This window comes from Rhizorhabdus sp., from assembly GCF_018006725.1.
Lineage (GTDB): Bacteria > Pseudomonadota > Alphaproteobacteria > Sphingomonadales > Sphingomonadaceae > Rhizorhabdus.
This window is the reverse complement of sequence record NZ_JAGMXV010000009.1, coordinates 37,606-49,769: the sequence shown is the minus strand read 5'-3', so window position 1 is coordinate 49,769 and position 12,164 is coordinate 37,606. Positions and strand designations below refer to the sequence as shown.

Sequence of the window (12,164 nt, the reverse complement as noted above, 5' to 3'; positions counted from 1 at the left end):
CTTCGAGACCATAGGCCCCGACCAGCGAGCGGTGGACGAGCAGGTCGGCATAGCGGCGGATCGGGCTGGTGAAATGCGCGTAGCTGCCCAGCGCAAGGCCGAAATGGCCGGTATTGGCCGGCGCATAATAGGCCTGCGTCTGGCTGCGCAGCACCTGCTCCATGATCTGCGGGCGGATCGTGTCGTCGGTCACCCGCTTGAGGATCTGGTTGAAGGTCGACGGCCGGACGACTTGGCCGAGCGCGAACTCCATGTCGAAGGTGGCGAGATAGTCCTTGAGCGCGACCAGCTTTTCGCGGCTCGGCGGCTCATGGTCGCGGTACATCACCGGCGCCTTCTTTGCCTCCAGCGCCTTGGCCGCCGCGACATTGGCCGCGATCATATAATCCTCGACCAGCCGGTGCGCATCGAGCCGTTCGCGCGGCGCGACCGACAGGATGCGGCCCTTCTCGTCGAGCACCACGCGCCGTTCAGGCAGATCGAGATCGAGCGGTTCGCGCTTGTCCCGCGCAGCCGCCAGCGCCTTCCAGCAGGCCCAGAGCGGCTTGAGCGCGCTGTCGGTCAGCTTTCGGTCCCAGCCGCCCTCGATCGGATTGCCGTCGATGGCCGCCTGTGCGTCCTCATAAGCGATATTCGCCGCGAGCCGGACCACGGCCCGCGAGAAACGCCAGCCGGCGAGCGTGCCGTCGGCCTTGATCGTGAGATGGCAGACCATCGCCGCCCGATCCTCGCCGGCCTTGAGCGAACAGATGCCCGCCGACAGTGCCTCGGGCAGCATCGGCACGACGCGATCGGGGAAATAGACGCTGTTACCGCGCTTCCTGGCCTCGCGGTCCAGCGCCGATCCGGGCCGGACGTAGAAGGACACGTCGGCGATCGCGACGATCGCCTTGAAGCCGCCGCGATTGGCCGGGTCGTCGTCGGGCGTCGCCCAGATCGCATCGTCATGATCGCGCGCATCGGCGGGATCGATCGCGACGATCGGCAGATCGCGCAGATCCTCGCGCTCTGCGCCCAGACGCAGCCGACGTACCAGTTCGGCCTCCTCGATCACCGCTTCCGGCATCACATCGGGAATGCCGAATTTATGGATCGCGACGAGGCTGAAGGAGCGCGGCGCGAAGGGATCGCCGAGCCGCTCGGTCACCCGCGCGGTGATGCGCGGGGGACGCCCCGCCTTCTCCGCCAGCACCAGATCGCCCGGCTCGGCGCCGCCCGCATCGGACACGAGCGTGTCGCGCTTCTCGCGCTTGTCGACGGGACGCAGCCACAGACGGTCGCCGTCGCGATGCAGCACGCCGAGCAGCAGCGCCTCTCCCCGCTCCAGCTTCTTGAGCGGGTGAGCGATCCAGCCGCGCCCGGCTTCTTCGGTCCGCGCCAGGATGCGGTCGCCCACACCGAGCGCAGGTCCCTTGCGACCGCGCGCTTCCTTCACCCGCAGCTGCGGCGGCGGCCCATGTTCGCCATGCCAGGTCTCGGGCACCGCCAGCGGCACGCCCTCGTCGGTGACGTCGGTAATGCGCAGCACCGTCATCTTGGGGATGCCGCCCATCTTGTGGAAGGCGCGGCCGCGACCGCTGTCGATCAGCCCCTCGTCGGCCATGTCCTTGAGCAGGGCCTTCAGCTCGATCTTGGCGGCGCCATGAAGGCCGAAAGCCTTGGCGATCTCGCGCTTGCCCGCGGGCACCTCCGATTTGGCGATGAAGTCGAGGATCTGCTGGCGGCTCGGAAGACCGAAAGTTTTTTGTCGGGACATTGGCCACACATAGAGGGCGAACAGGGCGACGTCACGCCTCGCCGAACATGCGGATTGATCCGGATCAAATGCTAATGCGATTGATTCTCACTATTTTCTGCACTAGCAAGAACTGATCTTCCGGGAGTGGGCAGGTGACGATGCACGCGACGCTCAGCAAGCAGGATATCGAACGCGCCGAGGCGCTGTTCTTCGACGCCGTTGCCATGCGGGAAGCGGCTCCGCCTGCCGAACCTGCCTCTGCCCGCTGCAGCTATGGCGCAGATCGACGGCCGAACTGGGCCGGCATCCTGGCCATACTCGCCCTGCATGCGCTCGCGCTGGTCGCAATGGTCAAGCTCGACGTCATACCCATGGCCAAAGCGAAATCGGCGCCGCTGGTGGTCGACCTGATCGCCGAACCCGCGCCACCGCCGGCCGTCGAGCAGCCCAAACCCGAGCCGGCGGTCGAACGGAAGATGGAATCGCCCGTGGTCACGCCGCCCCCGATCGTCCAGGCCAACGTGGCGCCGCCACCGACCGTGGTCACTTCGCCGGTTTCGCCTCCGCCCCGCCCCGCCGCCATTGCCACTCCACCGGCGGGCCCCGTCAGCATCGCCAATCTCGATGAACGGATGATCGAGGGCGAGCCGCCTCGCTACCCCACCGAATCGCGCCGCAAGAAGGAACAGGGTACGGTCGTCCTCCGACTGCTCATCGGCACCGACGGACGCGTGCAACAGGTCAGCGTGGCTGAAAGCAGCGGGTTCGAGCGGCTCGACAAGGCGGCGCTGGACGCCGCGCGCCGCTGGCGCTGGCAGCCGATGCTGCGCGATGGCGCGCCCGTCGAAGTCCGCGGGCTGATGCCGATCCCCTTCGTACTGCGCGGCTGACCCCGACATGATGATCGCCATACCCGGCCTGCTGTCGGGCGAAAGCCTCGCGCGGGTCCGCGACCTCGTCGAACAGGCCGACTGGATCGACGGTAATGCCACCTCCGGGCACCAATCCGCGCTGGCGAAGCGCAACCGCCAGTTGCCCGAAGATTGCGAGGCCGCGCAGCAGGCGGGCGCGATCATTCTCGACGCTCTGGGTGCCTGTCCGCTGTTCGTCGCAGCCGCCCTGCCGCTGAAAGTCTACCCGCCGCTGTTCAACCGCTATGGCGAGGGCGAGGCCTTCGGTACCCATGTCGACAATGCCGTCCGGATCAAGCGCGGCAGCGATTTCCGCATCCGGTCAGACCTTTCGGCCACGCTGTTCCTGGCCGACCCGGAAAACTATGATGGCGGCGAACTGGTGGTCGAGGACACGCTGGGCACGCACAGCGTCAAGCTCGCGGCCGGCGACATGATCCTCTATCCGGCATCGAGCCTGCACCGCGTCACGCCGGTGACCCGAGGCGAACGGCTCTGCTCCTTCTTCTGGATCCAGAGCATGGTTCGCGACGATGGGGCCCGGTCGACCCTGTTCGACCTCGACTCGGCGATCCAGAACGTCGCTGGCGAACGCGGTCAGGGCGACGATACGGTGATCCGGCTGACCGGCGTCTATCACAATCTGCTGCGGCGCTGGGCGGACGCCTGAGCGTCCGACAAAGCTGGTCAGGCGCCCCGGTTGCGGCGCGCCTTGTCGAGCTTCTTCAGGATCATGTCCCGCTTGAGCCGGGACAGATGATCGATGAACAATATGCCTTCGAGATGGTCCATCTCATGCTGCAGGCAGGTCGCGAGCAGCCCGTCGAGGCGCTCCTCATGCGCTTTCCCCTGTTCGTCGAGCCAGCGGGCGTGAACGACCGCCGGCCGTTCGACGTCGGCGAACTGGTCAGGGACCGACAGGCAGCCTTCCGTGTACACGCCATAGTCGTCCGAAGGGTCGAACAGCTCGGGGTTGATGAACACGCGCGGATTGCGGATCGGCTTGCCCTCGGCGTCTTCTTCTTCCTGCAGGTCGATGACGAGGATCCGCTTCGGCACGCCGACCTGGATCGCGGCCAGGCCAATGCCGGGGGCATCGTACATCGTCTCGAACATGTCGCCGATCAGTGCACGGACATCGTCGTCGACGCTTTCCACGGGAAGCGAGATGGTGCGCAGCCGGGGGTCCGGCGTTTCGAGGATCGGAAGAATGGCCATTAGCCGGAGCTAGGTATGCGGGGCCGAATCGTCAAGGAAAAGGCCGCCCGCCGCTGGTAGCGACGGGCAGCCTGTTTACGGTCCTACCGCCCGTCGGCGATCACTGCGCCGATCGCCACACCCGCAAGTGCGCCGAGCAACACGTCGCCACCGCGATCACGGTCGCGGTAATAATAGCCGCGCGGAGGTCCCCATCCACCGCCCCAGCCATAACGCGGTGGCGGTGCGTAATAATAGCGGCGGGGCGGTCCTCGCCAATATCCGCGGTCGCGATAGCCCCGGTCCCACCGATAGTGATCACGCCCGCGATCCCAATGGCGACCATAGTCGCGGTCATAGCCCCCGCGACCAGGGCGGGCCTCGGCGGGAACGGCGGCGGCGATCGAGCCGGTGAGCGCGAGTGCCGCAATCGCTTTCATGAAGACGCGTTTCATCCTGCTCTCCTTCAGCATGGCTGACCCGAGCTGGAGACAGGTCGCAGTCAGTTTTACGGAAGAAAGCTGAACGCTGGCCGAACGGGCGTGCGAGGAGAAGCCGTCAGCTGACCGGCCGACGCGCGCGCAGAGCCTGGGCCAGCGTGCCTTCGTCGAGATAGTCGAGCTCGCCGCCAACCGGCAGGCCATGCGCCAGCTGAGTCAGCCGCACCGGATAGGTTTCGAGCCGGTCGGCGATGTAATGCGCCGTCGTCTGCCCCTCCAGCGTCGCGTTCATGGCGAGCACGACCTCGTCGACGCCCCCCGCCGCCACGCGTCCGATCAACAGGTCGATCGTCAGATCCTCGGGACGGACGCCTTCGAGCGCCGACAGCCGTCCACCGAGAACATGATAGCGGCCGGGGAAAAGGCGCGACCGGTCGAGCGCCCAGAGATCGGCGACCTCCTCCACCACGCACAGCATCCGCGAATCGCGCCGGGTGTCCGCGCAGATGCTGCAGGGATCGGTCGTGTCGACATTGCCGCAGACATGGCAATCGGTCAGCCGCGCATTGACCGCGTCGAGCGCGCGCAACAGCGGCTCCAGCGCGATCTCGCGTTTCTTCAGAAGATGCAGCACGGCGCGCCGGGCCGAACGAGGGCCCAGCCCCGGCAGCCTGGCAAGCGCCTGCGTGAGCGCTTCTATCTCGGGAGACGACATTACCCTTCGATATGGGCTTGCATGTTACCAAGGCAAGCGTTTCAGAGGGGCATGCGCATTGCCTTCATGGGAACCCCGGACTTCGCCGTCCCCACGCTCGACGCCCTGGTGAACGCCGGCCACGACGTGGTCGCCGTCTATTGCCAGCCGCCACGCCCCGCCGGCCGGGGCAAGGGCCTGACGCCATCTCCGGTCCAGAAGCGCGCCGAGGCTTTGGGACTGGAGGTTCGCTACCCCGTTTCCCTGCGCAACGAGGAGGCCCAGGCGGACTTCTCCGCGCTCGACCTCGATGCCGCCGTCGTCGCGGCCTATGGCCTGATCCTGCCGCAGCCGATCCTCGATGCGCCGCGCCTCGGCTGCCTCAACGTCCACGGCTCGCTGCTCCCGCGCTGGCGCGGCGCTGCCCCCGTGCAGCGCGCGATACTGGCCGGCGATGCCGAGACGGGCGTGACGATCATGCAGATGGAACGCGGGCTCGACACCGGCCCCATGCTTGCAACACTGCGTAGCCCGATCGCTTCCAAGACCGCCGGGGAGTTGACCGACGAACTGGCCCGGTCCGGCGCCCTGCTGATGGTCGACGTGCTCGACAAGATCGAAGCCTATCTGCCGGTCGTTCAGCCCGAGGAGGGCGTCACCTATGCCGCGAAGATCGACAAGGCGGAGTCGCGGATCGATTTCAGCCGCACGGCGATCGAGGTCGAGCGGCAGGTGCGCGCTTTCAATCCCGCACCTGGAGCCTGGTTCGAGCTGGGCGGGGAACGCATCCGCGTTCTCGCCTGCTCGGTCATTGCCGACATGCACGGCGTCTGCGGCGAAGTGCTCGACGAGCGGCTGACCATCGCCTGTGCCGAGAGCGCGATCAGGCCGACACGCGTCCAGCGGGCCGGCAAGGCGGCGATGACCACGGAGGATCTGCTGCGCGGCTTCGCCATCGCCGCGGGCACCGTCATCGCATGACGCGCTTCCGCCTGACGGTCGAGTTCGACGGTCGCCCCTTCATGGGCTGGCAGCGCCAGTCGCACGGCCCGAGCGTTCAGCAGGCGATCGAGGGAGCGGTGACCGCGACCACCGGCGAGACACCCGCCGTCCATGCCGCTGGTCGGACCGACGCGGGAGTCCATGGGCGCGCGATGGTTGCCCATGTCGATGTCGAACGGCCGATCCCTGCCTTCCGTCTGGGGGAGGCGCTCAATGCCCATCTGCGTCCTGCTCCGGTATCGATCCTCGCCGTCGAGGAGGCTCCCGATGACTGGCATGCGCGCTTTTCCTGTCTTGGCCGCCGCTACATTTATCGCATCGTCAACCGGCGCGCGCCGCTGACCTTCGATCGCGGGCTGGCCTGGCAGCTGGCCATGCCGCTCGACGATCAAGCGATGCACCGAGCGGCGCAGCTGCTCGTCGGCCGTCACGACTTCACCACCTTCCGTTCGGCACATTGTCAGGCGGAGAGCCCGGTCAAGACGCTCGACCGGCTCGACGTCCGGCGTTCGGGCGAGACGATCGAGATCGAGGCTGCGGCGCGCTCCTTCCTCCACCACCAAGTCCGCTCGATGGTCGGCTGCCTCGCGCTGGTCGGGCAAGGGCGCTGGTCGCAGGACGATCTCGCAGACGCGCTGGTCGCCGCCGACCGCGCAAGGCTAGGGCTCAACGCACCGCCCGATGGGCTCTACTTCGTGGAGGCGGTCTACCCGGGTTGATCCACCGCTTGCCTTCGAGAACCGCCTGCGTCACGGAAGGTCTCTACAGACCGTGCTCGTGAGATTTGCTTGATCCGTCCTCAGCCCCTGCCGATCTTGAAGGAGATGCACCGGCATTCCTACGCGCTGCGCAGGCTCTCCAGCGAGATTGCGCTGCCCGATCTGCCGGCATGGGATGGCGTAGGGGATAGCGACCTCGTGATACGCCTCGGCGCCGCACCGCCGCTCCAGGATATCATCGCAAAAACGTCGGCTCTCCAGGTTGGACAAGACGGTCACTGCCGGCTCCATATTGCCGGCACGGCCGCGTGGCTGATCGCGCCCGATGGCCGGACGATCACGATCGAGCCGGAAACCGATCGCGACGCGCCAGCGATCCGGGCCTTCCTCTACGGCACGGTCTTCGCGATCGCGGCGATGCGCTGGGGGCTCTTTCCCCTGCACGCCGCCTGTCTGCGCTTCGGCAGCGGTGTCGTCGCGTTCAGCGGTCGCTCGGGTGCCGGCAAGTCGACGCTGGCCGCGATGCTGATCAATCGGGGCCGGGCGATGCTGGCCGACGACGTGACATTGCTCGACCTGTCCGGGGAAGGCGCGCCTATTGCCCTTCCCAGCTTTCCGCGAGTCAAATTGTGGCAGGACGCGCTGGACCGGATGCAGATCGATGCAACCGGCCTGGAACGTGTCACGGGCAACATCGAAAAGTTCAAGCTGCCCGTGACGGACGCCTTTTGTGGGCAGCCCCTTCCGCTGCATGCAATCGTGATGATCGATCCCGAACAGGCGCATGACGGACGCCTGACGCGGCTGCGTCCGACCGATCTGCTTCCATGGTCGAAGGACCTCATCTATCGGCCCGGTGCGATGCGCCGCATGGGACTGACCCACTGGCAGATGCAGCATATGATGCGCCTGCTGCCTTTGCCGGCCTATCGGATCGGACGCGTCGCCGGTCCCGATCAGCTTGACGGGCTTGTTGCGCAACTGGAAGACGTCTGCATCTGATCAGCGAGGGCGATAGATGTCGGATCGTTATGCCGCCTGCCCCCCCCATTGCTGTCCCCGCTGGTTTCGCCTCGGAAACCCATGGCCTCTCCTGGTATCGCGACCAGGTCGGCGAATCAGGCTGCGAGGTGTACCGCCTCACCGATGCCGACCGGCGTCCGCTTCGCTACCTGAAACACGGCCGGGGGCCGCAGGCGGACGACCTCATCGACGAATATGTGCGGCTGCACTGGCTGCAAACGCGCATCGATGTACCGGCGATCGGCGGCTTCTTGTGGGCGGATGCGGAGGCCTGGCTACTGACGGCCGCCGTACCCGGCCTAACGGCCTATCAGCTGCTCGAACAGGGCGACGAAAGCATCGCTCATGCCGTGGTCGATGCCGCAGCCGACTATCTGCGCCGACTGCATGCCCTGTCGATACAGGACTGCCCGTTCAACGCAGGCCACGCGATACGCCTCGTCCGCGCGCAGGAACGGATGGAACAAGGTCTCGTCGAAGAGGATGATTTTGACGAGGTGCGCCTCGGCCAGACGCCGGAGGCCTTATGGAAACGGCTATCGACGCTGACGCCCGATGGGACCGAACTGGTCGTGACGCACGGCGACTATTCGCTCGACAACCTCATCCTGCCTCCGGGTGGTTCGCCCAAGTGCATCGACGTAGGCCGGCTGGGCGTCGCCGATCGCTATCAGGACGTCGCCATCGCGTGGAACAGCCTTGGCGAGTTCGGCGCAGACCTGCAGCACAGGTTCCTGCTCCGCTACGCCATCGCAAAGCTCGACGCACGACGGCTCGAATTCCACCTGACGCTCGACGAGTTCTTCTAGTCCGGGCCAGTGCCTGTCCGCCGCTTGCTTAGGCTCATTCATCCGGGACCGCGCATGGAACCCCCGAGGCTCGCGGTCAGCCCGATGCCCGGCGTTAGACATTTCCTAACCATATATTGGGACGATGCGGACGACCGGCCACCCGAGCGAGCGAGCCGCGCGAGGAAAGAAGAATGAAGAGAAAGACGCCCATCATCGCGGCGGCGCTGATCGTTCGCGACGAAGCGCGCTGCATCCGGCGCTGTCTTGAAAGCGTCGCCCCCTGGGTCGATCGCATGGTCGTTCTCGATACCGGATCGAAGGACGAAACCATGGCCATTGCACGCGATGCGGGCGCCGAGGTCAGCAGCCTCGCATGGCCTGACGATTTTTCGCGCGCCCGCAACCATGTTCTCGCCCTCGCCGATGCCGACTGGCACCTCGTCATCGATGCCGACGAATGGATCCTGTCCGGCGGCGCCCTGTTGCGCGAATGGTGCGATGGCCCTGCCCGGCTGGGTCAGCTGTGCATTCACAGCGATTCGGAAAAAGCAGGGTCGCCGACGCGCAGCTGGATCACGCGGCTGCTCCCCGGCCATGTCCGGTACCAGGGGCGCGTTCACGAACAGGTCGTCTCCCCCCTGCCCCGCAGTCCGCTCGACGTTCACCTCGGCCATGACGGCTATATGGCGGCCCAGCTCGACAGGAAGCATGGTCGCAATCACACCCTGCTGATGCGCGATCTCGAGGATGGCCCGGGCGACCCCTATATCCTCTACCAGCTCGGCAAAGATGCAGAGATGCGCGGCGACAGCGCCGCCGCATGCGAATGCTATTCGCAAGCACTGAAACGCACGCTCCCCACCGCCAGATGGCGCCATGAACTGGTCGTTCTCGCCATCAACGCGCTCTCCAAGGCCGGCCGCCGCGAGGCGGCTTTGGCCTTGGCCGAAGCCGAGTTCGAGGCTTGGCCGGAGTCTCCCGATTTCTTCTTCGTACTGGGCGACATGCTCCTCGATCAGGCCATTGCCGAGCCCGCACGCGCCGTCGATCATTGGCTGCCGCTGGCCACCGGCGCCTGGGAACGCTGCCTCGTCATCGGAGAGCGCCCGGATCTCGAGGGAAGCGTCGCAGGCCGTGGCAGCCATTTGGCGCAACATAATCTGGACGTGATCCGGTCGCAGCTGGCGCTTCTGGCGGCCTGATAGGGACGGCCTCGATCAGGCGCTCGGGCCGGTCAGGACCGATCACTCCTCTCTTGCCCTTTCGAGCTGCCCGAGCGAATTCGCTCGACGAGAGATCGTTTGAGGAATGATGTCCATGCTTCGTCAGCTTGTCGCCCCGTTCGTCGTTCTGGCGGCCCTTTCCGGCACGCCGGCCATCGCCCAGACAGTCGATACGACCCAGGCACTGCGCGTTGAGGATCTGGAGGCGGGCGCCGGGACCGAGGCGCAGACGGGCAGAACGCTCGTCGTCCATTATACCGGCTGGTTCTATGATCCGGTACAAGACGAACGTGGGCGGAAGTTCGATTCCTCGCATGGCGGGACGCCGCTCAGCTTCCGGCTCGGTGCAGGACTGGTCATCAAGGGCTGGGATGACGGACTGATCGGGATGCGCGTTGGCGGGGTCCGCACGCTGATCGTTCCGCCCGACCAGGCTTATGGCCGCAAGGGCAAGGGCCCCGTACCGCCCGACAGCTGGCTGATGTTCGAGATCGAGTTGCTCGACGTCAAATAGCAGCAGCCCGGTCAGCCGATGCCGAAGAGCCGGGTCAGCGAACGATCGAGCATCAACAACTGCCAAAGCAACCGGCCATGGTCGATCCGGCCGCTTCTGTGCTCGGTCACGGTCCGGTCGAGTGCGGCGACATCGAACCAACCGGTTTCGATCAGCGCGGACCCCTGCGCGATTCGCTGCGCCTCCGCCGCCAGCGGTCCGCGAAACCACGCACTGATCGGGGTCGAGAAGCCCATCTTTCGACGATAGAGGATATCGTCGGGCAGATAGCGGCGCATCGCCTGCTTCATCAGCCATTTGCCCGTCGCTCCCCGAACCCGCATCGCTTGCGGAAGACGGGCGCCGAATTCGATCAGACGATAATCGAGCAGGGGCTCGCGCGCTTCGAGGCTCACTGCCATGCTCGCGCGGTCGACCTTGGTCAGGATATCGCCGGGCAGCCAGATCTTGAGATCGGCATATTGGGCACGGTCGAGCGGATCGCGAGCCGGCGCCTGACGCATCGCCTTGATGTAGCGATCCTCGGCGCGGTGCCCCTGCAAATCCCGCAGCGCCCGATCGGTGTAGAGGGCCAGCCGTGCCTCGCGCGCCGTCACGCCGACCGCACCGGCATAGGCCTCCTCGCTTGACCGGCCGAGTTCGGCGAAGGTCGAACGCGCGCGCAGGATCTGCGGCGCCCAGTCGAGCTTGGGATAGACCCGGCCGAGCGTGCCGAACAGGCCCGTGCGCAGTCCGGCCGGCAAGACCGAGCGCACGCGCTCCTCGTTCCGGAAAAAGACGTAGCGCCGATATCCGGCAAAGGCCTCGTCGGCACCGTCTCCCGACAGCGCCACCGTGACCTGCTCGCGCGCCAGTTCGGACACCCTGTAGGTCGGCAGTGCCGAGGCGTCGGCAAAGGGCTCGTCAAACGCTTCGACCAGCCGGTCGATCAGGCCATAATCGTCCGACGATACGATGCGCGTCCGATGGTCCGTGGCGAAACGCTCGGCTACCTGCGCGGCATAGCGGGTCTCGTCATAGTCCGGGTGATCGAACCCGATCGAACAGGTCTTCACCGCCTGCGGGCTCGCCTCTGCCATCAACGCCACGACCGAGGAACTGTCGACCCCGCCCGACAGAAAGGCGCCGAGGGGAACGTCCGACACCATGCGATCGGTGACCGCCGACCGCATCAGCGCGGCGAGCTCGTCCGACAGCGAGGCGACCGATCCGCGTGCACGGTCGGCAAAGCTGACGTCCCACCAGGCGATTGGCGCGGGGACACCCTGGCCCCGGCGCAGCATCAGATAATGGCCGGCCGGCAATTTCCGCACCCCCGCGACGATGGAGGCATCGTCGGGCACATAACCCAGCCCCAGATAGTCGTCGATCGCGCTGAAATCGATCGCGCGCCGGAACAGGGGATGCGCGAGCAGTGCCTTGAGCTCGGATCCGAACACCACGCTGCCGTCGGACAGCTCGGCATAATGAAGCGGCTTCACCCCGAGCCGGTCGCGCGCGAGAAACAGGCAGCCGCGCTCGCGATCGTGGATCGCGAAGGCGAACATCCCGTTCAGGCGCGACAGACAGTCGGGGCCCCATTGGCGCCAGGCCTCGACGATGACCTCGGTATCGCTGTTCGTCCGGAACCGGCGGCCGCATGCCTGCAGGGCGACGCGGACCTCGCGATAATTATAGACCTCGCCATTATAGGTGATGACCGCCTGCCCGTCGGACGACTCCATCGGCTGCGCGCCGCCGGCCAGATCGATGATCGCGAGACGGCGATGCCCGAGCCCGACGCCCGGCGCCACCCACAGATCGGCGCCGTCGGGGCCACGATGGGCGATCGCATCGGTCATCGCACGGACGCGCGCCGCGTCGACGGGCTTGGCCGTCTGCAGATGATAGATGCCCGCAATACCGCACATAG

General features: G+C 66.4%; 13 protein-coding genes. 8 read left to right on the top strand and 5 right to left on the bottom strand.

Annotated elements, in window-relative coordinates; translation table 11 throughout:
• The coding region (locus tag KAY22_RS02855) for an RNB domain-containing ribonuclease (RefSeq protein WP_296619748.1) at positions 1–1,756 on the bottom strand (1,756 nt) is incomplete at its 3' end.
• A 140-nt stretch (positions 1,757–1,896) separates the two neighbouring features.
• Here KAY22_RS02855 and KAY22_RS02850 point away from each other — a divergent pair.
• Together KAY22_RS02850 and KAY22_RS02845 are read left to right on the top strand one after the other, a co-directional pair.
• On the top strand, positions 1,897–2,628 hold the full coding sequence (locus tag KAY22_RS02850; RefSeq protein WP_296619750.1) for an energy transducer TonB: 732 nt from the start codon (positions 1,897–1,899) through the stop codon (positions 2,626–2,628).
• 7 nt (positions 2,629–2,635) lie between these two features.
• Positions 2,636–3,319: a Fe2+-dependent dioxygenase gene (locus KAY22_RS02845; protein WP_296619746.1), complete on the top strand. Its 684-nt coding sequence runs from the start codon at positions 2,636–2,638 to the stop codon at positions 3,317–3,319.
• Positions 3,320–3,336: 17 nt separating this feature from the next.
• Here the strand turns inward: KAY22_RS02845 and def are convergent, their stop codons facing one another.
• From def to recR, 3 genes are all read right to left on the bottom strand, one after another.
• Positions 3,337–3,867, bottom strand: a complete 531-nt coding sequence (gene def, locus KAY22_RS02840; RefSeq protein WP_296619743.1) for a peptide deformylase — start codon at positions 3,865–3,867, stop codon at positions 3,337–3,339.
• An 83-nt stretch (positions 3,868–3,950) separates the two neighbouring features.
• Positions 3,951–4,301: a hypothetical protein gene (locus KAY22_RS02835; protein WP_296619742.1), complete on the bottom strand. Its 351-nt coding sequence runs from the start codon at positions 4,299–4,301 to the stop codon at positions 3,951–3,953.
• 103 nt (positions 4,302–4,404) lie between these two features.
• Positions 4,405–5,001 carry a recombination mediator RecR gene (gene recR / locus KAY22_RS02830; protein ID WP_296619741.1) on the bottom strand — a complete coding sequence of 199 codons (597 nt, stop codon included), beginning with the start codon at positions 4,999–5,001 and terminating at the stop codon, positions 4,405–4,407.
• Positions 5,002–5,052: 51 nt separating this feature from the next.
• Between recR and fmt the strand changes: the two genes are divergently transcribed.
• From fmt to KAY22_RS02800, 6 genes are all read left to right on the top strand, one after another.
• Complete coding sequence (fmt, locus tag KAY22_RS02825; RefSeq protein ID WP_296619739.1) at positions 5,053–5,961, top strand: methionyl-tRNA formyltransferase; 909 nt, start codon at positions 5,053–5,055, stop codon at positions 5,959–5,961.
• Positions 5,958–6,701, top strand: coding sequence for a tRNA pseudouridine(38-40) synthase TruA (gene truA, locus KAY22_RS02820; RefSeq protein ID WP_296619737.1), 744 nt, complete (start codon positions 5,958–5,960; stop codon positions 6,699–6,701). Before fmt ends, truA begins: the two co-directional genes overlap by 4 nt.
• A gap of 69 nt (positions 6,702–6,770) precedes the next feature.
• Positions 6,771–7,703, top strand: a complete 933-nt coding sequence (locus KAY22_RS02815; RefSeq protein WP_296619735.1) for a hypothetical protein — start codon at positions 6,771–6,773, stop codon at positions 7,701–7,703.
• 29 nt (positions 7,704–7,732) lie between these two features.
• Entirely contained in the window at positions 7,733–8,533 is an 801-nt protein-coding gene (locus KAY22_RS02810; protein WP_296619733.1) for an APH(3') family aminoglycoside O-phosphotransferase, read from the top strand.
• Between the two features lie 173 nt (positions 8,534–8,706).
• Complete coding sequence (locus tag KAY22_RS02805) at positions 8,707–9,717, top strand: glycosyltransferase family 2 protein (protein WP_296619730.1); 1,011 nt, start codon at positions 8,707–8,709, stop codon at positions 9,715–9,717.
• 115 nt (positions 9,718–9,832) lie between these two features.
• A complete protein-coding gene (locus KAY22_RS02800) occupies positions 9,833–10,252 on the top strand; it encodes an FKBP-type peptidyl-prolyl cis-trans isomerase (protein ID WP_296619728.1) in 420 nt (139 codons plus the stop codon).
• A gap of 11 nt (positions 10,253–10,263) precedes the next feature.
• Here the strand turns inward: KAY22_RS02800 and KAY22_RS02795 are convergent, their stop codons facing one another.
• On the bottom strand, positions 10,264–12,162 hold the full coding sequence (locus KAY22_RS02795; RefSeq protein ID WP_296619726.1) for an XrtA/PEP-CTERM system amidotransferase: 1,899 nt from the start codon (positions 12,160–12,162) through the stop codon (positions 10,264–10,266).
• Between the last annotated feature and the right edge of the window lie 2 nt (positions 12,163–12,164).

Bases quoted from the DNA above. Each gene is read 5' to 3' on its own strand.
- KAY22_RS02850 (WP_296619750.1), top strand. From the start codon at position 1,897: ATGCACGCGACGCTCAGCAAGCAGGATATCGAACGCGCCGAGGCGCTG.
- KAY22_RS02845 (WP_296619746.1), top strand. From the start codon at position 2,636: ATGATGATCGCCATACCCGGCCTGCTGTCGGGCGAAAGCCTCGCGCGG.
- def (WP_296619743.1), bottom strand. From the start codon at position 3,867: ATGGCCATTCTTCCGATCCTCGAAACGCCGGACCCCCGGCTGCGCACC.
- KAY22_RS02835 (WP_296619742.1), bottom strand. From the start codon at position 4,301: ATGAAACGCGTCTTCATGAAAGCGATTGCGGCACTCGCGCTCACCGGC.
- recR (WP_296619741.1), bottom strand. From the start codon at position 5,001: ATGTCGTCTCCCGAGATAGAAGCGCTCACGCAGGCGCTTGCCAGGCTG.
- fmt (WP_296619739.1), top strand. From the start codon at position 5,053: ATGCGCATTGCCTTCATGGGAACCCCGGACTTCGCCGTCCCCACGCTC.
- truA (WP_296619737.1), top strand. From the start codon at position 5,958: ATGACGCGCTTCCGCCTGACGGTCGAGTTCGACGGTCGCCCCTTCATG.
- KAY22_RS02810 (WP_296619733.1), top strand. From the start codon at position 7,733: ATGCCGCCTGCCCCCCCCATTGCTGTCCCCGCTGGTTTCGCCTCGGAA.
- KAY22_RS02805 (WP_296619730.1), top strand. From the start codon at position 8,707: ATGAAGAGAAAGACGCCCATCATCGCGGCGGCGCTGATCGTTCGCGAC.
- KAY22_RS02800 (WP_296619728.1), top strand. From the start codon at position 9,833: ATGCTTCGTCAGCTTGTCGCCCCGTTCGTCGTTCTGGCGGCCCTTTCC.
- KAY22_RS02795 (WP_296619726.1), bottom strand. From the start codon at position 12,162: ATGTGCGGTATTGCGGGCATCTATCATCTGCAGACGGCCAAGCCCGTC.